This window comes from Devosia sp. J2-20, from assembly GCF_055808475.1.
Genome location: NZ_CM147870.1, coordinates 1,276,418 through 1,297,892, shown reverse-complemented (window position 1 = coordinate 1,297,892; position 21,475 = coordinate 1,276,418). Strand labels below are relative to the sequence as shown.

The 21,475-nt window shown below is 59.5% G+C and carries 25 protein-coding genes and 1 tRNA gene; 17 read left to right on the top strand and 9 right to left on the bottom strand.

Annotation, left to right across the window (positions count from 1 at the left end):
• The first annotated feature begins 124 nt into the window (after positions 1 to 124).
• Positions 125 to 754 carry an RluA family pseudouridine synthase gene (locus AC0L37_RS06335; RefSeq protein ID WP_282223014.1) on the top strand — a complete coding sequence of 210 codons (630 nt, stop codon included), beginning with the start codon at positions 125 to 127 and terminating at the stop codon, positions 752 to 754.
• On the opposite strand, the gene AC0L37_RS06330 is transcribed toward AC0L37_RS06335, so the two are convergent.
• Together AC0L37_RS06330 and AC0L37_RS06325 are read right to left on the bottom strand one after the other, a co-directional pair.
• Entirely contained in the window at positions 751 to 1,035 is a 285-nt protein-coding gene (locus AC0L37_RS06330) for an ASCH domain-containing protein (protein ID WP_282221671.1), read from the bottom strand. The genes AC0L37_RS06335 and AC0L37_RS06330 overlap by 4 nt on opposite strands.
• Complete coding sequence (locus tag AC0L37_RS06325) at positions 1,035 to 1,436, bottom strand: RidA family protein (RefSeq protein ID WP_282221672.1); 402 nt, start codon at positions 1,434 to 1,436, stop codon at positions 1,035 to 1,037. The genes AC0L37_RS06330 and AC0L37_RS06325 overlap by 1 nt, the downstream gene beginning before the upstream one ends.
• A gap of 149 nt (positions 1,437 to 1,585) precedes the next feature.
• On the opposite strand from AC0L37_RS06325, the gene AC0L37_RS06320 reads away from it, so the two are divergent.
• The gene (locus AC0L37_RS06320) at positions 1,586 to 1,942 is read left to right on the top strand and encodes a hypothetical protein (protein WP_282221673.1); all 357 of its coding nucleotides are present in this window, start codon (positions 1,586 to 1,588) and stop codon (positions 1,940 to 1,942) included.
• A gap of 17 nt (positions 1,943 to 1,959) precedes the next feature.
• Here the strand turns inward: AC0L37_RS06320 and AC0L37_RS06315 are convergent.
• From AC0L37_RS06315 to AC0L37_RS06305, 3 genes are all read right to left on the bottom strand, one after another.
• A tRNA-Leu gene (locus tag AC0L37_RS06315) sits at positions 1,960 to 2,045 on the bottom strand.
• A gap of 17 nt (positions 2,046 to 2,062) precedes the next feature.
• Entirely contained in the window at positions 2,063 to 2,560 is a 498-nt protein-coding gene (gene gpt, locus AC0L37_RS06310) for a xanthine phosphoribosyltransferase (protein WP_212657563.1), read from the bottom strand.
• Positions 2,561 to 2,640: 80 nt separating this feature from the next.
• Positions 2,641 to 3,411, bottom strand: a complete 771-nt coding sequence (locus AC0L37_RS06305; protein ID WP_282221674.1) for a competence/damage-inducible protein A — start codon at positions 3,409 to 3,411, stop codon at positions 2,641 to 2,643.
• A gap of 129 nt (positions 3,412 to 3,540) precedes the next feature.
• Between AC0L37_RS06305 and map the strand changes: the two genes are divergently transcribed.
• Together map and radC are read left to right on the top strand one after the other, a co-directional pair.
• Positions 3,541 to 4,371, top strand: a complete 831-nt coding sequence (gene map, locus AC0L37_RS06300; protein WP_212659109.1) for a type I methionyl aminopeptidase — start codon at positions 3,541 to 3,543, stop codon at positions 4,369 to 4,371.
• Positions 4,368 to 5,102 carry a RadC family protein gene (gene radC / locus AC0L37_RS06295; RefSeq protein ID WP_212657561.1) on the top strand — a complete coding sequence of 245 codons (735 nt, stop codon included), beginning with the start codon at positions 4,368 to 4,370 and terminating at the stop codon, positions 5,100 to 5,102. The genes map and radC overlap by 4 nt, the downstream gene beginning before the upstream one ends.
• On the opposite strand, the gene AC0L37_RS06290 is transcribed toward radC, so the two are convergent.
• Positions 5,094 to 6,350, bottom strand: coding sequence for a GNAT family N-acetyltransferase (locus AC0L37_RS06290; RefSeq protein WP_282221675.1), 1,257 nt, complete (start codon positions 6,348 to 6,350; stop codon positions 5,094 to 5,096). The genes radC and AC0L37_RS06290 overlap by 9 nt on opposite strands.
• Positions 6,351 to 6,442: 92 nt before the next feature.
• Complete coding sequence (locus AC0L37_RS06285) at positions 6,443 to 7,177, bottom strand: cytochrome c biogenesis CcdA family protein (protein ID WP_282221676.1); 735 nt, start codon at positions 7,175 to 7,177, stop codon at positions 6,443 to 6,445.
• A gap of 174 nt (positions 7,178 to 7,351) precedes the next feature.
• Here AC0L37_RS06285 and AC0L37_RS06280 point away from each other — a divergent pair, with 174 nt between their 5' ends.
• The 6 genes from AC0L37_RS06280 (at position 7,352) to AC0L37_RS06255 (ending at position 13,333) form a co-directional block, all read left to right on the top strand.
• Complete coding sequence (locus AC0L37_RS06280; RefSeq protein WP_282221677.1) at positions 7,352 to 7,717, top strand: DUF2200 domain-containing protein; 366 nt, start codon at positions 7,352 to 7,354, stop codon at positions 7,715 to 7,717.
• Positions 7,718 to 7,861: 144 nt separating this feature from the next.
• Positions 7,862 to 9,097: a putative DNA modification/repair radical SAM protein gene (locus tag AC0L37_RS06275; protein ID WP_282221678.1), complete on the top strand. Its 1,236-nt coding sequence runs from the start codon at positions 7,862 to 7,864 to the stop codon at positions 9,095 to 9,097.
• The gene (locus AC0L37_RS06270) at positions 9,097 to 10,557 is read left to right on the top strand and encodes a UdgX family uracil-DNA binding protein (RefSeq protein ID WP_282221679.1); all 1,461 of its coding nucleotides are present in this window, start codon (positions 9,097 to 9,099) and stop codon (positions 10,555 to 10,557) included. The genes AC0L37_RS06275 and AC0L37_RS06270 overlap by 1 nt, the downstream gene beginning before the upstream one ends.
• A gap of 167 nt (positions 10,558 to 10,724) precedes the next feature.
• A complete protein-coding gene (gene rpe / locus AC0L37_RS06265) occupies positions 10,725 to 11,405 on the top strand; it encodes a ribulose-phosphate 3-epimerase (RefSeq protein WP_282221680.1) in 681 nt (226 codons plus the stop codon).
• A 31-nt stretch (positions 11,406 to 11,436) separates the two neighbouring features.
• Positions 11,437 to 12,777 (top strand): adenylosuccinate lyase, encoded by a 1,341-nt coding sequence (gene purB / locus AC0L37_RS06260; protein ID WP_282221681.1) that lies wholly within the window; start codon positions 11,437 to 11,439, stop codon positions 12,775 to 12,777.
• A 7-nt stretch (positions 12,778 to 12,784) separates the two neighbouring features.
• On the top strand, positions 12,785 to 13,333 hold the full coding sequence (locus tag AC0L37_RS06255; protein WP_282221682.1) for an RBBP9/YdeN family alpha/beta hydrolase: 549 nt from the start codon (positions 12,785 to 12,787) through the stop codon (positions 13,331 to 13,333).
• Positions 13,334 to 13,345: 12 nt separating this feature from the next.
• Here AC0L37_RS06255 and AC0L37_RS06250 read toward each other — a convergent pair whose 3' ends face one another.
• On the bottom strand, positions 13,346 to 14,878 hold the full coding sequence (locus AC0L37_RS06250; RefSeq protein WP_473314644.1) for a peroxidase family protein: 1,533 nt from the start codon (positions 14,876 to 14,878) through the stop codon (positions 13,346 to 13,348).
• Positions 14,879 to 15,059: 181 nt separating this feature from the next.
• Positions 15,060 to 15,383 carry a DUF1476 domain-containing protein gene (locus tag AC0L37_RS06245; RefSeq protein WP_282221684.1) on the bottom strand — a complete coding sequence of 108 codons (324 nt, stop codon included), beginning with the start codon at positions 15,381 to 15,383 and terminating at the stop codon, positions 15,060 to 15,062.
• Between the two features lie 229 nt (positions 15,384 to 15,612).
• Between AC0L37_RS06245 and purC the strand changes: the two genes are divergently transcribed.
• The 7 genes from purC (at position 15,613) to AC0L37_RS06210 (ending at position 21,378) form a co-directional block, all read left to right on the top strand.
• Positions 15,613 to 16,377 carry a phosphoribosylaminoimidazolesuccinocarboxamide synthase gene (gene purC / locus AC0L37_RS06240; RefSeq protein ID WP_212657550.1) on the top strand — a complete coding sequence of 255 codons (765 nt, stop codon included), beginning with the start codon at positions 15,613 to 15,615 and terminating at the stop codon, positions 16,375 to 16,377.
• Between the two features lie 15 nt (positions 16,378 to 16,392).
• Positions 16,393 to 16,635 (top strand): phosphoribosylformylglycinamidine synthase subunit PurS, encoded by a 243-nt coding sequence (gene purS / locus AC0L37_RS06235; RefSeq protein WP_212657549.1) that lies wholly within the window; start codon positions 16,393 to 16,395, stop codon positions 16,633 to 16,635.
• Between the two features lie 316 nt (positions 16,636 to 16,951).
• The gene (locus tag AC0L37_RS06230) at positions 16,952 to 17,356 is read left to right on the top strand and encodes a GtrA family protein (RefSeq protein ID WP_473314637.1); all 405 of its coding nucleotides are present in this window, start codon (positions 16,952 to 16,954) and stop codon (positions 17,354 to 17,356) included.
• On the top strand, positions 17,353 to 18,837 hold the full coding sequence (locus AC0L37_RS06225; protein ID WP_282221686.1) for an NAD(P)/FAD-dependent oxidoreductase: 1,485 nt from the start codon (positions 17,353 to 17,355) through the stop codon (positions 18,835 to 18,837). The genes AC0L37_RS06230 and AC0L37_RS06225 overlap by 4 nt, the downstream gene beginning before the upstream one ends.
• Positions 18,815 to 19,705, top strand: a complete 891-nt coding sequence (locus AC0L37_RS06220) for a hypothetical protein (protein WP_473314635.1) — start codon at positions 18,815 to 18,817, stop codon at positions 19,703 to 19,705. Before AC0L37_RS06225 ends, AC0L37_RS06220 begins: the two co-directional genes overlap by 23 nt.
• Before the next feature lie 14 nt (positions 19,706 to 19,719).
• The gene (locus AC0L37_RS06215; protein WP_282221688.1) at positions 19,720 to 20,187 is read left to right on the top strand and encodes a hypothetical protein; all 468 of its coding nucleotides are present in this window, start codon (positions 19,720 to 19,722) and stop codon (positions 20,185 to 20,187) included.
• Between the two features lie 117 nt (positions 20,188 to 20,304).
• Positions 20,305 to 21,378, top strand: a complete 1,074-nt coding sequence (locus tag AC0L37_RS06210) for an acyltransferase family protein (RefSeq protein WP_282221689.1) — start codon at positions 20,305 to 20,307, stop codon at positions 21,376 to 21,378.
• The last annotated feature ends 97 nt before the right edge of the window (positions 21,379 to 21,475 follow it).

Here is a 21,475-nt window from a genome sequence, read left to right as displayed (position 1 = left end):
AGCACACAAGACGTTCCAATTTGTGGTCACGCAAACCAACCAGCCTATTGGTCAAAACCCGGACGGTCTGCTACAGGGCCGCCATGTCCGGACCCATGCCCCCCTGCTGAACTATACCCCGCCCATGGAGCCCTATCTCAACGTCCTGCATCAGGATGACGACATACTGGTGCTCGACAAGCAGAGCGGCTTGCTCAGTGTGCCGGGCAAGGATCCCTCGCTATGGGATTGCCTGGAATACCGGGCGAGAAAGACCTGGCCTACCGCGGGCATGTGTCACCGGCTGGACAAGGACACGTCGGGCGTTTTGGTGATGGCGCTCAACAAGCGCGCCCATGGCCGCATCGGCAGCCAGTTCGAACACCGCAAGACCACCAAATCCTATATTGCCCGGGTTGCCGGCATCATTGAGAGCGATAGCGGGGTGGTTGACCTGCCACTAGCGACCGATTGGGACAACAAGCCGCGTCAGCGCGTCGACCATGAGAACGGCAAGTCGTCCCAGACCGAATGGGTTGTTCTTGAGCGCGAGGCAAACGCTACCCGCGTTCGCCTCCACCCACTCACGGGGCGAACCCACCAGCTCAGGGTTCACATGAAGGCGATCGGCCATGTGATTCTGGGCGATGCATTTTATGCGGATGCGGAAACCCTGGCCGCCGCAGATCGACTGCAACTACACGCAGCTGAACTGGGCCTGACACATCCCACATCAGGCGAATTCATGACCTTCGTGGCGCCTACGCCCTTTTAGGCTTCGCCAAGATAACCCACCTCAATGCGCTGGAACAAATGTCCCGGCTTCATCGTGTCGAGCCATCTGCGGAAATCGGCAACATCCTCAAACCCGGCGCGTCTGGCTTCTGCCTCAGTGACATCTTCGGGCGACATGTCGTCAATCGCCTTGATCGCCAACAGCCCCACCTTTGTCTTGAGCGTCCCACCGGCCTTCACCGTTGGACGGCTCCAGCGTCGAAAGATCAGATCGACCCTACCGGCCTTGATATCCTCGAGAAGCGCAGCCTTGAGTAGCATCAGCCCAGCACCGCAGTTGCCAACATCTCGACCTTGAGCCCTTCCGCCAGCAATTCCTTGACCACGACCGTGGCACGCACGGGGAATGGCTGCTTGAAGAAATCGGCATAGACTGCGTTCATGCCCTTGGCATCGGCACTGTCGGTTAGAAAAACCTGCACCTGAACAATATTGGCCAGCGAGCCACCCGCCGCCTCAACGGCAATCTGCAGGTTCTGGATGGTGCGTCGCGTCTGTTCTGCAATGCCGCCGCTAACGATCTCACCGCTAGCAGGGTCCTCGGCAATGGCCACCAACCAGACCTGTTTTCCAGCCCTGATGGCGTCGTTGACCGGCGCCGACGATGGCGCAATTCCCGTTTCGATCCGCTCAATCATCTGATCGCTATCCTGTTGCTGCATGCCAATTCGATACAATTCTCGGGCTGATTTTAGCCCTTTGCTGCCGCTATGCCCATGCCGGGAGCGGGGGATTTTCCTGACTTGTTTCCAAGGGCTACTGGCGAGACCATCGAGACAGCCAATATCGCACCAGGAAAGGTGGATACGACATGACTGCACCAATCAACGAAGACCTCTCGGAACTGATCTCCGACTTCCGTGACGAGGTCGCAAGCTATGCCATTCTGATGCGCGAGGGCACCAATGGTGCTGAAGCCGTTCGCAGCTCGTACGGTCCGCTGCTCGAAGCCCTGCAGACCCCACCGCCAGCCCGTTCGCTGGACGATGTAGCCGCAGCGATGCTGTATCTTCTCGATTTTGGCAATCTGGGCCAGTCCGACGAGGTCATCCTGCGCGCCGCAATCGCCGGGCTTGCGCCCATTCTGGACATTCCAGATGACGCAGACGCCGATTTTGAGTGTGCCGAGATTCTTCCGTTCGACCGGCCATTGCAGGCCCACGCCTAATAGCGCTTCTTAATCCTTGGTGCGGGCGGCGGGACTTGAACCCGCACGGGGATACCCCCTCCGGATTTTAAGTCCGGTGTGTCTACCATTCCACCACGCCCGCCACGGGTCCAGGGTCGGCTAGTCGGTCCCACCGCTGATCGGGGCGACGTAGGCAACGTCGAGATCCCACGGGAAGAAAATCCAGGTGTCCTGGCTGACTTCGGTGATGAAGGTGTCGACCATCTCATTGCCCTTTGGCTTGGCATAGACCGTCGCGAAATGCGCGCCGGGCAGCATTTCGCGGACCACACGAGCGGTTGAGCCGGTGTCGACCAGATCATCCACGATCAGCACCTTGGCGCCGGTCTTGGCCAGATCCAGAACCGACTGGCTGATTTCCTTGAGCACCTTGATGCCACCCTGATTCTGGTGGTCATAGCTTTTGACGGCGACAGTCTCGACGGTGCGGATATTCAACTCGCGGGCCACGATGGCCGCGGGCACCAGACCGCCACGTGCAATCGCCACAACGGCATCGAAGGGGCCCAGCGCCGCAAGACGCCACGCCAGGGCGCGGCTGTCGCGATGGAACTGGTCCCATGTCACCGGGAACGACTTCTGGTTGGGATCGCTCAAATCATCTCTCCTGCACCGACGCCGTGCGCCCGGTTGAATTTGGAAGGGCGTTGTTTAGCAAAGCTGACGCCCCACGCCAATCAGTCTTCTGCGGGTGCGGCAATACCAGCCTTGGCATGTGCCTCAGCTACCATGGCCCGAACCTTGTTGGCGGCCTCTTCGAGCTGAGCCGCATCCGAGCAACGCAAGACCAGTTCAGTCATCACCCGATCATGCCCCATTTGCGGGTAGCTGCCCATCTTTACGTCGGGATACTGTTCCTGCAATACCCCCAGCGGGCCACCTACTGTCCCCTCCCCGACCGCAGCCTTGATGGTGACAGAGAGTACCTTCTTGCCGCCTCGAAGCGTCGGCACCAATGCCTCAAGCATGGCGCGCATGATTACCGGCACACCGGCCATCACATGCACATTACCGATACGGAAGCCCGGCGCGGCACTGACAGAATTGACGATCAGGTCAGCGCCTTCGGGAATGCGGGCCATGCGCAGACGTGCTTCATTGACCTCGGTTCCGGTCTGCTTCCAGCGCGATTCCAGCATCTCACGCGCCTGCGCATTGATTGGCAGCGCTACACCGAACGCCTTGGCGACAGCATCGGCTGTGATGTCGTCATGAGTGGGGCCGATGCCACCGGTGGTGAACACATAGGTATAGCGTGCCCGCAGGGCGTTGACCGCGTCGACAATGTCGTCGGTTACGTCGCTGACAACCCGCACTTCCATCAGGTCGATACCCAGATCGGTGCAAAAATCGGCTGTAGCGCCGATATTGACGTCCTTGGTACGACCGGAAAGAATTTCATCACCGATTACCAGAAGGCCGGCGGTTACGCTGTCTGCGCTGGACATGGAATTTCCCTGACTGTGGTGGGGGATCAGCAATGCCCCGCAGCGATTAGCACGTCAAGCGACGCTGTTGGCCTTCCAATCGCGCGCCGGTGCGACTATTTTCGTTGGCACCAACCGGAGTTCTTGATGATTACCTTTGTCGACGCCCCTGCCAAAGCTCGCCGCACACCCGGCGTCATTCCGCTGCATGGCGCGGAAGGGTTTGAGGGCATGCGCAAGGCTGGCGCACTCGCTGCCAGGGCACTCGATATCCTCAGTGAGTATGTTGAGCCCGGCGTCCCCACCGCCACTATCGACAAGGTGGCCTATGAGTTTGCGCGCGACAATGGCGCGGTCCCCGCGACCATATTCTACAAGGGCTTCCGCCACTCGCTGTGTACCTCGATCAACCATGTGGTCTGCCACGGTATCCCTGATGACCGGGCACTACGCGAAGGCGATATCGTCAATGTTGATCTGACCCTGGTGGTCGATGGCTGGCATGGCGATTCCAGCCGCATGTATCCGGTCGGCGAAATATCCCGCAAGGCGGAACGCCTGATTGAGGTCACCTATGCCAGCCTCGCTGCTGGCATCGAAGCAGCCAAGCCGGGCAACACCACCGGCGACATCGGCCACGCGATCCAGACCTTGGCTGAGGGCGAACGCATGAGCGTAGTGCGTGACTTTGTCGGTCACGGTCTGGGCAAGCTGTTCCATGACGAGCCCAATATCCTGCACTTCGGCAAGCCCGGCACCGGCGTGCCGCTGAAGCCCGGGATGATTTTCACCATCGAGCCAATGATCAATCTGGGTCGACCGGACGTCAAAATTCTTTCCGATGGCTGGACGGCGGTCACCCGTGACCGAACCCTGTCAGCCCAGTGCGAGCACTCCATCGGCATCACTGAAACCGGCAATGAGGTATTCACCCTCTCCCCCGGCGGTCTGTTCAACCCGCTGGCCGTACGGGCCGCATGATGAGCGACCGGCCCGACGAATTCGCCGAGGCCGGTTTCCCAGCGCTCAACGCTGCTCCCGATGATCATGCTGGCCATCGCCAACGCGTTCGTGAGCGCTTTCTGAAAATCGGCGGCGACGCGCTCGAAGATTACGAACTGCTCGAACTTGCCCTGCAATTGGCGATCCCCCGGCGTGACACCAAGGCGCTGGCCAAGACGTTATTGCGGGAGTTTGGCTCCTTTTCAGGCGTGTTCAACGCCAGCCACGCGCGCTTGGCCAAGATCAAGGGGCTGGGCGATACCACCATTGCCCATATCAAGGTTATCCAGGCAGTCGCGGCACGCTTTGGCCGTGACAGGATTGATGCCGAGCAGCCTATCCTGTCGTCTTGGTCGCAACTGATTGAATACTGCTCAAGCCAGATGGCTTACGAATCCATCGAGCAGTTCCGAATTCTGTTTCTGGACAAGAAGAACCGGCTGATTGCCGACGAGGTGCAGCAGACCGGCACGGTTGACCACACACCAGTTTACCCCCGCGAGGTGATTAGGCGGTCGCTGGAGTTGTCAGCCACGGCATTGATTCTGGTACATAACCACCCATCGGGCGACCCCGCGCCATCATCTGCCGATGTGCGGATGACCAAGGAAATCCACGACATCGCCAAGCCACTAGGCATTACGCTGCATGATCACATCATTATTGGCAAAACCGGGCACGCGTCGCTACGTGGGCTCAAATTAATCTGAGCTACCTGCCGAACCGGTCGGTCGGACTGCGCCGCTGAGCCGCTCAAAAAGCTGCCGACCGCTTCGGAAAGCCGACTTGAGGCGTTTGCTTGCCTTAATGCGAGCACGCGTCTTCTGGAAAATCTGATGCGCCTTGACGATCAGGGCACCCTGTCGGGTTAGGCCGATATAGTGCTGCTGCAATGGGATCTGCACATTGCACCAATGGCGCTTCTCGTCGGTAAAGCCGCTGCCCATATCAAATACAGCGGTACCATTGTCGAACACCGATTGCATCACCCGCAACAGGCACTGCTTGCCCGGGGAGCCATTCTGGATTGCCACGTCGTCACTCATCGAGGAAATCAGGCAGAACATACGCTCATTGTGCACCACATTGTAACGCACAGCGACGATCTGGTCGTCCAACCGGAGCACATGCAACCGCACATCGACGCCCGATCCGGCCGCTGCCAGATCGTGGTAAAAGCTGATCAGACCATCCTGCACGAAAGTATCGCGAATTCCCTGTGCCTTGAAACGCGCCGAGCGCTGCCGGAACATGGTCTCAATCGCGCATTGGGTATCGTCGCCATTGTTGATCTCGGCGAAGCTGACCGCCCCCATCGCCGTGAGACGGTCGCCCTGCTGCCGGTCATGCTTGCGCCGCGACTTGTTGCGCTGCAGCTTGTCGCACTCTTCCCAGCTGCCATATTGGCTACGGTAAAGCGTTTCCACCGCCAGGGTGGCACCCAATTCATCAAACAGGCCCTGGTGCCCTCCCACCTCGGTGGGGATCGACCGCAGATAGACCACATCGGCACCATCCAGGGCGCTCGTCATCTCGGTCCACAACGCGCAGCGACCCGCCGACCCCAAAGCCGCAAGCCTGTCGGAATCAGCCACCGGGGCGTAGCACCCCGCATTGGCGCCGGGAAACCAGGTCATGATTGGCAGGCCATGCACCCGCTTGCGATGCAGAGGCAACAGCGCTACCGCCGCCCCCTCGACACGGCCCACGACGTAGCGCTGGTCGGCCGATGCTATCTTGCGATGCGCCACCCAGGCGCGAATGAAATCAAAACTTTGACCGGGCGACTCGATGGCCTTGTCGGTCAATTCGCGCCAGACCGCTTCGACTTCAGCCAGATCGTGGCTCACCACGACACTGATCGCGCCATGCGCATCGGCGACAGGCACCGGTCGCGGCGCCATATCTGGTGCTACCGGTGTCGTATTTGCCAGCGCTGGCGTCAGGGTTCCACTCATGAGCCGCAGTGTGCCGTGGACCGGTAAACCAGTACTGAACTTGACCAGAACAATTCACGCTTCTGTGACCACGGTTAAGCAGGTCTTACGGCCTAGCCAAAATTGGCCAACACCGGGAATGTTTCGAGGAACCAGTAGGATAGCCGAGTGAAATTGCCCGTCAGGAACAGCACCCCTGTCAGCACCAGCAGACCGCCCATCACCCGTTCAACAGTATGCAGATGTCGTTTGAAACCCTGGAAGAAAGCGAGGAACGGCCCCACCGCTATGCCCGCCAGAAAGAATGGCACACCCAGTCCCAGCGAATAAATGCCCAGCAGTCCCGCGCCCTCCCAAGCAGTTGACTTGCTCGCAGCAACGCTCAGCACCGCCGCCAGAACGGGCCCGATGCAGGGCGTCCAGCCAATGGCAAAGGCAAGACCAAGCAGAAACCCGCCCAGCGGCCCGCTCGCCACGCCAGGGCCTTGATGGCGCATCTGCCGATCAAGCAGTCCAATGCGATAAACACCTAGGAAATGCAGCCCCATTGCAATGATCAGCACACCCGCAATCGGTGTCAGGATGGGGAGTAACTGACGAAATGCCTGACCAAACGCCGTCGCTGTGGCACCCAGCGCGACAAACACCACGGTGAAACCCAGAATGAAGAACAGCGATGTGAATGCCACGCGGCGCTGCAATGCCCCAGCACTGGTGCCTTCATCGCGCAACTGATCAAAGCTCGCGCCGCTCATATAGGTCAGATAGGGCGGCACCAGCGGCAGCACGCACGGCGACAGAAAGCTCAGCACGCCCGCGCCAAACACCAGAGGCAAAGAAAATTCCAACGCTCACGCTCCCCGATTGCGCCGCAGTTCTACCGCGCCGGCCCGACAAAGCAATGCGCACCATTGTCGCCTCGCCGCGATGTGATGATCCCGCGAGCCTGCTAACGCCACCTTGCGGGCTCGCTGAACTCGGCTACTCTGAGGTTAAAGAATTCTGGAGCGCTGAGAAAAGTCATGAGCAGCCACCGCTTCTATGCCGTCAGCGTCGCCAGCGTCTATCCGCTCTACCGCGCCAAGGCGGAAAAGAAGGGACGCAGCAAGGCGGAAGTCGATCAGATCATCTGCTGGCTGACCGGCCACAGCCAGACATCGCTCGACGACGAGTTGGCGCGCGCAACCAGCTTTGAGGATTTTTTCGCCCAAGCGCCGCGGATGAACCCCGCCCGCACCCTGATTACCGGCGTGGTCTGCGGGGTACGCGTCGAAGAAGTCGCCGAGCCCACCATGCGCGAGATCCGCTATCTCGACAAACTGATAGACGAGCTGGCCAAGGGGAAGGCAATAGACAAAATTCTGCGCCAAAAGGCATCTTACCCCTGAAATCGACCTACGAGACGACTGCAAGGCGGGCGCACGTGACGCTCGCCAAAAAGTGTTTGCGCTGCAGATCCGTCACATGTCTTTTTTTAACGCGCTGTCGCAATGGATCAGCTATCCCTGCATGTGAACATAAAGGGAACATCTATGGCTGCGCTCACCATGCGCCGAAGGTTGGCAATACTCTCTGACGCCGCGAAATATGACGCATCCTGTGCATCAAGCGGTACCGAGAAGCGCAGTAGCGCGGGCACGGGCGGCATTGGCTCAACTGAAGGCAGCGGTATTTGCCATTCCTATGCACCAGATGGTCGCTGCATCAGCCTGCTCAAGATATTGCTGACCAATTTTTGTGTTTATGACTGCATCTATTGCGTGAACCGTTCCTCGTCCAACGTCCCGCGTGCACGCTTCACTGTACAAGAAGTTGTCCGACTGACGTTGGACTTTTACAAGCGAAACTACATCGAAGGCCTGTTCCTCTCCTCGGGCATAATCCGCTCGCCGGATTATACAATGGAAGAACTGGTACGCGTGACGCGGAGCCTGCGGCAGGATCACCACTTCGCCGGCTACATCCACCTCAAGGTCATCCCCAACGCTACGCCCGAATTACTGGCGGAGGCAGGACTATGGGCGGATCGGCTCTCGACCAACATCGAAATGCCAACCGATCTGGGGCTCGAAGCTTTGGCACCTGAGAAACGGCCCGCCGAAATCCGTACGGCTATGGCACGTGTGCGTGGCAAGTTGGAAGAGGCTGCGCCCGACAGCAAGGCCAAGGCGAAACCACGCAAATTCGCCCCGGCCGGACAATCAACACAGATGATCGTAGGCGCCGACGCCGCCGATGACGGGGCGATCCTGCATCGCGCTGCAGGTCTCTATTCCGGCTACAAATTGCGTCGCGTCTACTATTCGGCATTTTCACCAATCCCCGACGCCAGCTCTCGCTTGCCGCTCAAGGCGCCGCCCTTGATGCGAGAGCATCGCCTGTATCAGGCGGACTGGTTGATCCGCTTTTATGGGTTTGATGTCCCGGAGATCATTTCTGGCGGCCACGATGGCCTGCTCGATCTTGATATCGATCCCAAGCTTGCCTGGGCTCTACGCAACCGCGCCCTGTTTCCCGTTGACGTGAACCGCGCCGACCGCGAGATGCTATTGCGCGTACCCGGACTGGGTACGCGCAGCGTCGATCGTATACTTGTGACCCGCCGTCACCACCGCCTGCGGCTGGACGACGTGGCGCGCATCGCAGGTTCAATCGATAAGGTGCGCCCGTTTATCGAGGCGGCTGATTGGTCCCCCGGCCACTTGACCGATGACAGCAAACTGCGCGCGCGACTGGTGCCACCGCCACAGCAATTGAGCCTGTTCTGATGCAGTTGGTTCACCTGCATGCGCTCAACGACTTCGACGAGTGGCGTTTGGCGGCGCGGCGCCTACTGCGCGCCGGACTAGAGCCAGATGAAGTGGTATGGCGCGATCCTGATGCCGAACCGGAACTGTTCGAGACAGCGGATCCGCTTCCCGATGGCAATCGGCCAGTCAATGCAGTCCCGCCGGCTTTCCTCGCGTTGGCGCAGACTGTTGTCAGCCACTCAGACCCGCAGCGCTTTGCCCTGCTCTACAGCGTTCTATGGCGGCTGCAGCGCGATCGTCATGTTCTCGATCTGGCCACCGATGTCGATGTGGCACGGCTGAACAAAATGGCGAGCGCAGTGCGCCGCGACAGTCACAAGATGAAGGCCTTTGTTCGCTTCAAAACCGTTGCGGACGATAGCGGCATTGCGCGGTTCGCGGCTTGGTTCGAACCCGACCATTTCAGCCTTGAGATAACGGCCCCCTTCTTCGCTCGCCGATTTGACGGCATGAACTGGGCGATCGTCACGCCTTATCGGTCTGCCGCCTGGGACGGTAATCAGCTGACTTTCGGCGAGGGTGGCAGCAAAGCGGACGTGCCTAGCGAGGACGCCGTCGAGGATGACTGGAAGACCTATTTCAGTTCGATCTTCAACCCCGCCCGGCTCAAGGTTGCCATGATGAAATCGGAGATGCCCGTCAAATACTGGCGCAATCTGCCCGAAGCCGAACTCATTGCCCCACTGATACGGGGCGCCAGAGAGTCGGTGCAGCAGATGATCGAACGAAACGCCAGCCAGCCACCGTCTCGCCATCTCCAGAAACTGGAAAGGTTACCTGAGCCAGGCGCCCCGTTTGCGCCGCTCACCACCCTCGCCGACGCCCTGGCCGCGGTGCAGAACTGCCAGCGCTGCCCGCTCCACGAGCACGCGACACAAGCCGTGTTTGGCCATGGCCCCGAACGGGGCCAGTTGATGTTTGTAGGCGAACAGCCAGGCGACCACGAGGATCTGGCCGGCCAACCGTTTGTGGGACCAGCGGGCAAGGTGCTCGGCGCTGCGCTCATCAAGGTCGGTATTGACCGTGACCGCGTCTACCTCACCAATGCCGTCAAACACTTCAAGTTTATCCCACGCGGCAAGCGGCGTATCCATCAGCGTCCCGACGGCGGGGAAGTTCAGGCGTGCAAGTTTTGGCTCGATCTGGAGATCGCACAAGTCAGACCCAGAATCATCGTCGCCCTGGGCGCAACGGCCGCACAGAGTTTGCTTGGCAAGCCGGTGACGATCTCGGCATTGCGCGGCGCGCCTATCCCCATGACAGACGGAACCATCCTTTTTGTGACCAACCACCCATCCTATCTGCTGCGCATTCCCGACCAGGCGGCTCGCGAGACCGAGCGCCTCAAGTTCGAAACCGATCTCGACATGGTTCGCAGCGCCGCCGAACATTTGTCCCCTGCGCTCGACACTGCCTAGTTCGGCTGGATCGGTATCGATCCAAGCCGCTGCCTGCACAGCGGAGGGTGCCCTCTTCCTTCTTCAAATTCCGCGATGGTACCGCTCAGGGCGACACCGCGCCCTTGCCCTCGCCCCCCGCCCGCTATATTCCAGCCCCATCCCTGCTCGGCTGAGGTATAATCTCCATGACCACGCGCCCGATCCGTATCGCCCCCTCAATCCTGTCAGCTGATTTCAGCCGCCTGGGTGAGGAAGTGGCGGCCATTGATGCGGCGGGAGCTGACTACATCCATGTCGATGTGATGGATGGTCACTTTGTCCCCAATATCAGCTTTGGCCCACTGGTCATGGCCTCGGTGCGCAAGGTGACGACCAAGCCTTTTGACGTACACCTGATGATCGCGCCGGTGGACCTCTATATCCCGGCCTTCGCCAAAGCTGGCGCCGACATCATCACCGTCCATGCCGAAGCCGGCCCGCATCTGCATCGCACGCTCCAGGCCATCAAGGCCGAGGGCAAGAAGGCCGGTGTGGCGATCAACCCGGCAACGCCTGTTTCAGCGCTTGATCATGTTCTCGAAGACATCGATCTGCTGCTGGTGATGTCGGTCAATCCTGGCTTTGGTGGGCAGAGCTTTATTCCCGAGACGCTCAACAAGCTGCGCCAGGCCCGCGCCTTGATCGGTGCGCGCCCCATTGATCTTGAAGTCGATGGCGGCATCACCGCCGACAATGCCCGCGCCGTAGCCGAAGCAGGCGCCAACGTCTTTGTCGCAGGCTCCTCGGTCTATGGCGGCAATGATGCTGCCACCTACGCTCCCCGCATTTCCGCCATTCGCGCGGCGGCCTCTACCCGCCTCGCCTGATCTTATTCTTCGAACCTGAAAGCCAAAAGCCATGATCCCGCGCTATTCCCGCCCCGAAATGGTGTCCATCTGGTCCGCTGAGACCCGCTTCGCCATCTGGTTCGAGATCGAAGCGCACGCCACTTCCAAGCTGGCAGAACTGGGTGTGGTGCCCAAGGAGTCGGCGGAAAACATCTGGAAGGTGATGAACGCCCGCAAGGCCGAGCACGGCGATTACGGCTTTGATGTCGCCCGCATCGACGAGATCGAGCGCACCACAAAGCACGACGTCATCGCCTTTCTGACCCATCTTAGCGAACTGGTCGGCCCAGACGCTCGCTTTGTGCACCAGGGCATGACCTCTTCGGACATTCTGGACACCACGCTGTCTGTGCAGATGGCCCGCGCTGCCGATCTGCTGATCGCTGATATCGATGCACTGCTCGCCGCGCTTAAGCGTCGTGCCTATGAGCACAAGGACACCATCACCATTGGCCGCAGCCACGGCATCCATGCTGAGCCAACTACGTTTGGCGTCAAGCTGGCCGAAGCCTACGCCGAATTCTCGCGCAACCGCGCCCGTCTGGTCGCTGCCCGCGCCGAAATCGCCACCTGCGCCATTTCCGGTGCCATTGGCAGCTTTGCCAATATCGACCCGCAGGTCGAAGAATATGTTGCCGAAAAGCTGGGCCTGAGCATTGAGCCGGTCTCCACGCAAGTGATCCCGCGCGACCGCCACGCCATGTTTTTCGCCACGCTGGGCGTTGTCGCCAGCTCGGTCGAGCGCGTTGCCGTTGAAATCCGCCACCTCCAGCGCACCGAAGTGCTCGAAGCCGAGGAGTTTTTCTCCCCCGGCCAAAAGGGTTCTTCGGCCATGCCGCACAAACGCAACCCGGTACTGACCGAAAACCTGACCGGTCTCGCCCGCCTGGTGCGCGGCATGGTCACGCCCGCGCTGGAAAACGTCGCTCTCTGGCATGAGCGTGACATTTCGCACTCTTCGGTTGAGCGCATGATTGGTCCCGATGCCACGGTGACGCTGAACTTTGCCTTGGGTCGCCTCACAGGTGTTATCGACAAACTGGTGGTCTATCCCGAAAACATGCGCAAGAACCTCGACCTGCTTGGCGGCCTGCACAATTCCCAGCGCATGCTGCTGGCCCTGACACAGGCCGGCTACTCACGCGAAGACAGCTATGCCGCCGTCCAGCGCAATGCCATGAAGGTTTGGGAAATGCGCGGCGATCGCGCTGGTCAGTTTGCCCAGAACCTCAAGGAAGACCCGCAAGTGACTCTGAGTGATGCGCAAATCGATGCCATGTTCGATGACGCCTATCACCTCAAGCACGTCGACACGATCTTCGCCCGCGTGTTCGGCACCGGCAAGGACTGATCAGTCCATGAAGCTCGCGGATTGCGATATCCTCATCCTGCCCGGTTTGGGCAATGTGGCAGACGGCCACTGGCAGTTGCGCTGGGCCGAACGCATGGGCACTGCCGCCATCGTGGAACAGGCCGACTGGGATGAGCCGGACCTGGATGACTGGGTCGCTACCATTGATCAGGCATGCCGCCTGACGGCGCGACCTGTCGTGCTGGTGGCACACTCTCTGGCGGTTATTGCTGTGGCTCAGGCTGGCACCCGCCTGCCCGACAACGTGCGTGGGGCGTTTCTGGTGGCGCCACCCGATATTGACCTTAGTTCTGCCGCACCCGAGGCCATGCATGCCTTTCGCCCCATCCAGCGCGACCCGCTGCCCTTTCCCTCAATGTTGGTGACATCCAACAACGACCCCCTCTGCACAGTCGATCGCGCCGTTGAATTTGCCACCTGCTGGGGCTCCGATTTTCATCAGGCAGGCGACGCAGGACACATCAATCTGGACTCCGGTCATGGTCCCTGGCCTGAGGGTTTGCTGATGTTTACCCGTCTGATGCAGCGGCTGTGACGGCAGGGTCAGTCACTGCTGAGCGAAATCGTCGGCCTGAACCGGCAACCCAGCCAGGCGAATGATCGCAGCGAATGTCCAGTCGGGTTGTCCCACCGGTCGCGGCTCAACGTGCGCATCCGCATTCAATGCGGATCTATTGGCCGCGCTCAGCTTTTTCTGCAGCGATTTCAGCAGGGTGTCCTTGGCGGGTGTCCACCCGGGCTCGATATTGAAATACGATAGCGGATCACCCTTGAGCAGCCCGGCAAATGTCGCCGCGACGATTATCGAACCCACTTTTCCCAGGCAATTCCCACCATCGAGTTCGGCCTCGCGCAGCACATAGTACCACAGAGCGTCCGGTTCGGTGTCCGACAGGGAAATCGGCGCCACATTGAGCGCCTTAGCAACTGCTGTGCCCGCCGGCAGTTCCATACGCACGCCGCGCACCAGATTGCGGGCCGCCAGTACGTTGAGGATCTTGGCACTGTCGCCTGGTCGCTCGGGGTCCTCCGGCAGATGGGTCAGGGCCTGAGCCAGCCGCGGGTCAAATTTCCGCGTCATTTGGGGAAATGGATTGCTGGAGCTGGTCATCGGCAGGAACCAGTCCCATTGCACCACCCGATCTGCTTCCAGTGCCCGGAAACCCATCAGGGTCGCGCCGTTCGGCGCGAAGATCGGTATGAAACTGCCAAATCCATGCAGCACGTTGGTCTGATAACGGTCTCTCACCAGCGAGTGTCCGAAGCGATAGGCCGCGACGGAAAATTCCAGCGGCATATATGGCGTATTACGCCAGTCAAAGACGTGCTTATAGCCTGCTTCCCACGCAGCCTCGCCAACCGCGTCTGGATGATGCCTTAGAGCGGTTTCATGCACCTCCGCCTGACAGATGCGGGCGACATAGTCGTTCCACACCACCCACTGGTAGAGCCATTTCAACGTGTTGCGTGCAGCCTGAAACCCGGCCATTCCCTGCAGACCCAGATCGAAAGCCGCGTCGGCCAGACTATTATGCGCCATGATGAACGCCAACTGCACCTGCGCGACCACAGCATTCTCGTCATTCCGATGGTCCCCGATTAGCGCTGTCTGACTTTCGCCCTCTGCACGTGAGAGGCGCGCTAGATCCCTGAATCTGCTGTCGATACTGCCGACGCGAAGTTTGATCCGCCCTGCCACGTTTTCATACAGATAAGGCTGAGCATCTGGCCCCAATCCATAAACATTGTCCAGATCGAGCCGAGGCGTCCTGAAGTTGTGCAACCTGTTTGGGTCGACCTCCGCATCACTGAGGGGCGTGACGTCCAGCGTGATGTCGTGATCAACAAACTGGCCGAAATAGGTGTAACCGGCCGGCAGGGTGGAGTCCGTGTCCTCGTTATCTGCGGCTGTCATTTTCGCATTTGCGAAATCGAGCATGTGTTGCTCAAGAGCGGTCGCTGTCTCGGCCGCAAGTTCTGGCTTCCACGGCTTGAGATCGGGGAACATCCGCCCAAACCCGCCCTGATAAAACCGCGATCGCGGTGCGACGACTTCGAAATTCTTTACCCCGTGCTGCATGACCATCCCCCTCAAGTCCGCCGGACTCAACGTTCGGCTGCTCTCTAGAGGGATTTAAGGCCATCCCCGCTGCACTTTGTAACTCGGAACACTACGGAGCGCCGTACGTAGAAGTGGAATCAAAAAGGGAGCCAATCTTGCGATCAGCTCCCTAAACAGTGCTTGCCGGCTCTTGAACCGATCAGCCCTCGGCAGCGACCTGCTCGTTGGCGAGCTGGGCCAACTGCAGCATCTTGGCACGAATCACGTCGTCACCAACGGCAATGTTCTTGGCCTTGAGGTCGCCCGAAACTTTGCGGAACACGTCTTCATCGCCGGCTTCTTCAAAATCAGCTGCGACAACTTCAGCGGCATAGCCGTTGGCGGCGTCGCCGGTCAGGCCCAGCAGTTCTGCGGCCCAGATACCCAGCAGCTTGTTGCGGCGGGCTTCCGCCTTGAACTTGGTCTCGGCGTCAAAGGCATACTTGGCTTCCTGCCCCTTCGCCCGATCTTCAAACTGGCTCATGCGACTCTCCCGCTTGCCTTTGACATTGCCGCCCTACAGGCGCTCGCCATTGGACATAGGCGGTTCAGACGACCAAATCAACGGCCCCTCCAACGTTGCGGCCTTATGCTCGACAACATGCGATGCAGCGCCGCTATCCAGTCAATGAATGCGAAAGAGCTTGCTTTTTTGCACCGTTCTGGCGCATGAAGCGGCCAAATTCCCCTCCTCCAAACGGTCCGGATTCCCAATGAACCGTCGACGCAAAATCTACGAGGGCAAGGCCAAGATCTTGTTCGAAGGTCCTGAGCCCGGCACTCTGGTTCAGTATTTCAAGGACGACACCACCGCAGGTGATGGCGCCCGTCATGAAGTCATCGACGGCAAGGGTGTTCTGAACAACCGAATCTCTGAGTTCGTGTTCACCAAGCTCAACGGCCTGGGCATCCCGACTCACTTCATCCGCCGTATCAACATGCGCGAGCAGCTGATCAAGGAAGTGGAAATCATTCCGCTCGAGATCATTGTGCGCAACTTTGCAGCTGGCTCGCTGGTCAAGCGCCTGGGCCTTGAGCCTGGCACCCAGCTGCCCCGCTCCATCATCGAGTTCTGCTACAAGGACGATGCGCTGCATGACCCCATGGTCAGCGAAGAGCACATCACGGCCTTTGGCTGGGCCACCCCGGCCGAACTTGACGACATCATGAGCCTGGCCATTCGCGTCAACGACTTCCTGACTGGCCTGTTCATGGGCGTCGGCATTCAGCTGGTCGACTTCAAGATCGAATGCGGTCGCCTTTATGAAGGCGATCTGATGCGCATCGTGCTGGCTGACGAGATCAGCCCCGACAGTTGCCGCCTGTGGGACGTCAAGACCCGCGCCAAAATGGACAAGGATCGTTTCCGTGAAAACCTTGGCGGACTGATCGAAAGCTATCGCGACGTCGCTCAGCGACTTGGCATTCTTGTTGAAACCGAAAATGCGCTGACCACTGGTCCGCGTCTCGTTCAGTAGCCGGAGCAGATACGGATGAAAGCGCGCGTCACGGTCACCCTCAAGGCTGGCGTTCTGGACCCACAGGGCCAGGCGATCGAAGGCTCGCTAAGGGGTCTAGGTTTCCCCGATGTTGGCTCTGTCCGGCAAGGAAAGGTTTTTGATCTTGTCGTGGAAGGAACTGATGAGGCCGCCGCGCGTTCTCAGATCACCAGCATGTGTGAAAAACTGCTGGCCAACACCGTGATCGAAAATTACGCGATCGAAATCTCAAATTAACGCCTCACGGCGATAGATAGAGCGCGTCAAGCAGTGACGCCGGACCCTTTGCTATGCTCAAAACCATCTCCCTCTCGGTCATGTTCTTCGCCACTCTGGGCCTTCTCTTCGCGGCCTATGCTTCCGTCCCCGTCTAGCAAAACTGCGAGCGCAATCATCTGACACATCTGTCTATTTCGATTGCGCTGACCGTTTGTTAACCCACACTGGCTAGCCTTCCGACAACACTTATCAGCTGTTGTCGGCGGTTCTATTGGGCGCTTTTCCACGTTACTTGGTCTCTGCAGGCGCAGCGACGTGTGTCGACATTGCGCTTGTGCAGTTTTTACTGACGGCAGGGTTCGCTGGCGCGCATACGCTGTATGCCGCGGCCATCGCATTGGGTGCTCTATGCGGCATGGGCGTGAATTTTGTCATTTCCCGGCGCTTTGTCTTTGCCCCGGACGATCGCGCCGCCCATGAGCAATTCACCAGCTTCCTTGTCATTTCGCTGACCACACTGCTGCTGCGACTGCTCGTGGCCTTTGCGTTGGTAATGCTGTTCACCCTGTCCATCTTTGACTGGCTCAACCAGCTCCCTGTGGCCGCACCACAGGAACGCATCGCCCATCTTGGCGCTGTGGGACTAGTCGTCCTGTACTCATTCCTCGCCCACAAGCATGTTTCGTTTGCCGGTGGCGTTCTGGCTTTTCTCGCAAACAAGGCGGCGGTGCGCCCATGAATGTCGAAACCCTGATCATTGGTGCCGGCCCTGCCGGTCTGACAACAGCTTATGAGCTGACCAAGGCCGGTCATAGCGTCGCTATCGTCGAGCGCGATCCCGTCTATGTCGGGGGCATTTCCCGCACGGTGAACTACAAGGGCTATCGCTTCGACATCGGCGGGCACCGCTTCTTTTCCAAAAGCGCTGAAGTCGAGGCCTGGTGGACCGAGATCATGGGCGACGAGATGCTGCAGCGTCCCCGCTCAAGCCGCATCTACTACAACGGCAAGCTCTTTGATTACCCGCTGCGAGCCGGCGACGCACTGGCCAAGCTTGGGCCGGTCGAAGCACTACGCTGCGTAATATCCTATGGTTGGGCGCAGATCCGCCCCCACCGCAATGTGGTCAGTTTTGAACAATGGGTGGTCAACAATTTTGGCCGCCGTCTGTTTGAGATATTCTTCAAGACCTATACCGAAAAGGTCTGGGGCATGGATTGCGGGGACATTTCGGCCGACTGGGCCGCCCAGCGTATCAAGGGCCTCAATCTCTATCAGGCCATCATCCAGAGCTTCGGTCTGGGCAAGAAACCATCCGGCAGTGACGGGGTAATCAAAACCCTGATCAACAGTTTCCGCTACCCCCGCCTCGGCCCCGGTCAGATGTGGGAACGCGCCCGCGACAAGATTGTCGATCAAGGCGGCACCATAATGATGGGCTCAACCATCACGGCGATCAGCCAGCACGCCGAAACCGGCAAGTGGATCGCCATTGTTACCGATGCCCAGGGCAAGGAAACCAAGATCACAGCCGATCATGTGGTCTCGACCGCTGCGGTCAATGAACTGGTGCGCATGCTGGGCGCAGATGCAGACCCCACTGTGGCCGCGGCCGCCAAGGGCCTGCGCTATCGCGACTTCCTGATCATCGGGCTGATCACGCGCGGCAAAGAGAGCTTTGATGATAACTGGATCTATATCCACGATCCCAGCGTCAAGGTCGGCCGCATTCAGAACTTCAAATCCTGGTCGCCGGATATGGTGCCGGACCCCAATACGGCCTGCTACGGCATGGAATACTTCTGCAATGCCGGCGACGACACCTGGGACATGAGCGACGCCGACCTTATCGCCCGCGCCAAGCAGGAAATCGGTCAACTCGGCCTGGCAGCGCCTCAGGACATCATCGATGGCTCGGTTGTTCGCCAGCCCAAGGCCTATCCGGTCTATGACGATACCTACAAGATCAATGTCGACACCATCACCGAAGGGCTCGAGGAGCAGTTCACTAATCTGCACCTTGCCGGGCGCAACGGCATGCACAAGTACAACAATCAGGACCATGCCATGATGACCGGCATCCTGACCGCCAAGAACATCATCGCTGGCAGCAGTGTTCACGACGTCTGGGGCGTCAACGAGGATGCCGAGTATCATGAGGGCGGCTCTGCCGGCGACGATAAGATCGAGGAACGCCTTGTCCCACGCCGCATCGCCTGACCTGACCGCTGGCTCAACCAGCCAGCCAATCAGCCGGGGCGACCGCGTCGCGGCGATCATTATCGTCCTGCTCTACATTGCGTTGCAGTGTGTTCTGGCCGTTGGCCATCAGCCTTGGCGCGACGAAGCCCAAGCCTGGCTATGGGCGCAAAACCTGTCGGGCCTGCCCGATTTCCTCATCATACCTGGCGAGGGGCACCCGCCGCTGTGGTATTGGATCCTGCGCGGTCTCTCGCTGTTCCTTGATTTTTCGCAGGCCCGCTATTTCACGCTAGTCGTCGCCATCGTGAACGCTGTTTTGTTGGCGCGCCTGCTGCGTGGCGATGTGCTGATCCTGGCGCTGCTGCTCTGTTCGCATGTTGTAATGCAGTACTGGGGCTATCATTTTCGCCCCTACAGCCTCGTCTTGACCGCGGTACTGGGCGCCCTGTTGCTGGAGCGAAACGGGCGCTCCACTGCCGCGAGCTGGGTCATGGCACTCGCTTGTGGTTTCCATTTCTACGCAGGCTTCCCGTTCGCCTTGTGGCTGCTTGTCCAGTTGCAGCGCGGCGCCCGGTTGCCCACCCTGCTGGCGCCCGCAGCACTGGGCCTGTTCTTTGGCGCCTGCGCGCTGGTCTCTGGTCTGGGTAATCCCGAAAGTGCGCCATCCAGCGCGCACCTGGCGGACATGATTGCTTACAACCTTGCCTGGCCGCTGACCTGGCCAGTCCTGCGTACCTGGCCGACTGCGATTCTCAGCCTTGCGCTGCTCTGCTATGGTTTGTGGCACCAGCGCGCCATCCTGCTCACCCTGCTGGCCCTGACAATCCTATTTGCCGTGGGGGCCGCCGCCGTCTACGGCGAATCCCCTGGCACTCGGCCTTTATGATGGTGATGACTGTCATGGCCTTCCTCCTCGCCGGTCCCGGCGCAAAGCGCTGGGTCCTAATAGCCCTGCTGACACCACAGGCAGTCGCCGGCATTGCCATGGTCAAAAATCGCTTGGAAAATCCGGTCTGGGACCGCCCGGACCTCTACGCCGTAATCCAGTCCGATGCCGGCGCCAGCTTTGATCCATCGAGACAGTTGATCGGTTGGCAGGACTACAACCTCTCCCCGATCGCTGCTGCCTACGATATCTCCTATATCAGCGGCAACAACGGCGCTCTGCTTGGGCCCGTTGACTGGCGTTATCGAAGCGAAGGCGCGGTGGATCCGGTGTTCGGCACGACCCCCACACCCTATTGGCTGATTTGCAATGAATGCGCGCCTGCCTTGGCCGCCATTGCTGAGGCGGGTCGCGCCACGACGGAACTGGCCCGCTCCAAAAACTTCGACGACGGCATGCAGATTGCCTACCGAGTGGACTGACCGGGCTTAGTCAAATGCTTACCACTCGCGCATCTATCTCAAACCCATCTGCGGCTGGTAACCTCGCTGAGAGGACGCACGATTAGGCTGCGCCACACAATTCTCGGAGTGTGGACAATGGCAATCCTACAAAAGCGTCTCGATTGGGTGGATATGGCCAAGGGCCTGTCCATCTTTCTGGTAGTCATGATGTATGCGGCAGCCAGCGTGGGTGAAGACACTGGTGGCATCAGCCTTTTCCACTGGGCGATTGCCTTTGCCACCCCCTTCCGCATGCCCGAATTCTTTCTGATTTCAGGCCTGTTTCTCTCTCAGGTCATCGATCGCCCCTGGCGTGGCTTTGCCGACCGTCGGGTGGTTCACTACCTGTATTTCTACGCCCTCTGGGCAATCATCCATATCGTCTTCAAAGTCGGGCTGTTAGCCACCAACCCCTTCGGCGCACTCGAACAGCTTGGCTGGGCGGTGGTGCAGCCATATGGCGTGCTCTGGTTCATCTACATGCTGGCCGTTGTTAGCGCGGTGACCAAGGTTTTGCATATGCTGCGAGCGCCGGTCTGGGGTGTCTTCGCCGTCGGTGCCATTCTGCAAATGGCCGCCATTCACACTGGCGCTTATGCCATCGATCAGTTCGCCGCCTATTTCGTGTTCTTCTATGCTGGCTTTGTACTCGCACCCCATTTGTTCCGTCTGACAGCCTGGGCAACCTCCAATAATGCCCTGGCCCTTGTGGGGTTGCTGATCTGGGCCATATTGAACACAGCGCTGGTCTTCTCGCCCGGCTTCGCAATGGACCCCATTCACCCCGTGATAGGTCTGGCTGGCTTGCCCGGTCTTCACCTGGTGCTGGCGCTTGCTGGCACAGCGGCGCTGTGCGTCATAGCCGCTCTTCTGACGCGACTGCCCGTCATGGACTGGCTGCGCTGGATGGGCAGCAAGTCGCTGATCATCTACGTGGCCTTCGTCCTCCCGATGGGCATTGCGCGTACGCTGCTGATCAAGTTCGGCGTCCTTGAACCCACCTTACTGACCTTCATCACCATGGCTGTCGCCATCACTTCACCGCTGGTTCTGTACTGGCTGGTGCAGCGCACGGGCTTGGGCAAGTTCCTGTTTGAGCGGCCCCGCTGGGCCCACCTGCCTGGCACGGCCAAGCCCCGCGACCAGCTGCAGGCCAACCCTGCCGAGTAGCGAGCGAAACGCAGTGGAATCGATCGGGCCGGGATATGCATGTCTCGGCCCTTGCCTTTTGCGCCAAGACTCACCAAAAGAGCCTCGCAACTCCTGA

What these genes read in the sequence shown, in the direction of transcription:
- AC0L37_RS06335 (WP_282223014.1), top strand. Translation starts at nt 125, where the DNA reads ATGGAGCCCTATCTCAACGTCCTGCATCAGGATGACGACATACTGGTG.
- AC0L37_RS06330 (WP_282221671.1), bottom strand. Translation starts at nt 1,035, where the DNA reads ATGCTACTCAAGGCTGCGCTTCTCGAGGATATCAAGGCCGGTAGGGTC.
- AC0L37_RS06325 (WP_282221672.1), bottom strand. Translation starts at nt 1,436, where the DNA reads ATGCAGCAACAGGATAGCGATCAGATGATTGAGCGGATCGAAACGGGA.
- AC0L37_RS06320 (WP_282221673.1), top strand. Translation starts at nt 1,586, where the DNA reads ATGACTGCACCAATCAACGAAGACCTCTCGGAACTGATCTCCGACTTC.
- AC0L37_RS06305 (WP_282221674.1), bottom strand. Translation starts at nt 3,411, where the DNA reads ATGTCCAGCGCAGACAGCGTAACCGCCGGCCTTCTGGTAATCGGTGAT.
- radC (WP_212657561.1), top strand. Translation starts at nt 4,368, where the DNA reads ATGATGAGCGACCGGCCCGACGAATTCGCCGAGGCCGGTTTCCCAGCG.
- AC0L37_RS06290 (WP_282221675.1), bottom strand. Translation starts at nt 6,350, where the DNA reads ATGAGTGGAACCCTGACGCCAGCGCTGGCAAATACGACACCGGTAGCA.
- AC0L37_RS06280 (WP_282221677.1), top strand. Translation starts at nt 7,352, where the DNA reads ATGAGCAGCCACCGCTTCTATGCCGTCAGCGTCGCCAGCGTCTATCCG.
- AC0L37_RS06275 (WP_282221678.1), top strand. Translation starts at nt 7,862, where the DNA reads ATGGCTGCGCTCACCATGCGCCGAAGGTTGGCAATACTCTCTGACGCC.
- AC0L37_RS06270 (WP_282221679.1), top strand. Translation starts at nt 9,097, where the DNA reads ATGCAGTTGGTTCACCTGCATGCGCTCAACGACTTCGACGAGTGGCGT.
- rpe (WP_282221680.1), top strand. Translation starts at nt 10,725, where the DNA reads ATGACCACGCGCCCGATCCGTATCGCCCCCTCAATCCTGTCAGCTGAT.
- purB (WP_282221681.1), top strand. Translation starts at nt 11,437, where the DNA reads ATGATCCCGCGCTATTCCCGCCCCGAAATGGTGTCCATCTGGTCCGCT.
- AC0L37_RS06255 (WP_282221682.1), top strand. Translation starts at nt 12,785, where the DNA reads ATGAAGCTCGCGGATTGCGATATCCTCATCCTGCCCGGTTTGGGCAAT.
- AC0L37_RS06250 (WP_473314644.1), bottom strand. Translation starts at nt 14,878, where the DNA reads ATGCAGCACGGGGTAAAGAATTTCGAAGTCGTCGCACCGCGATCGCGG.
- AC0L37_RS06245 (WP_282221684.1), bottom strand. Translation starts at nt 15,383, where the DNA reads ATGAGCCAGTTTGAAGATCGGGCGAAGGGGCAGGAAGCCAAGTATGCC.
- purC (WP_212657550.1), top strand. Translation starts at nt 15,613, where the DNA reads ATGAACCGTCGACGCAAAATCTACGAGGGCAAGGCCAAGATCTTGTTC.
- purS (WP_212657549.1), top strand. Translation starts at nt 16,393, where the DNA reads ATGAAAGCGCGCGTCACGGTCACCCTCAAGGCTGGCGTTCTGGACCCA.
- AC0L37_RS06225 (WP_282221686.1), top strand. Translation starts at nt 17,353, where the DNA reads ATGAATGTCGAAACCCTGATCATTGGTGCCGGCCCTGCCGGTCTGACA.
- AC0L37_RS06215 (WP_282221688.1), top strand. Translation starts at nt 19,720, where the DNA reads ATGGCCTTCCTCCTCGCCGGTCCCGGCGCAAAGCGCTGGGTCCTAATA.
- AC0L37_RS06210 (WP_282221689.1), top strand. Translation starts at nt 20,305, where the DNA reads ATGGCAATCCTACAAAAGCGTCTCGATTGGGTGGATATGGCCAAGGGC.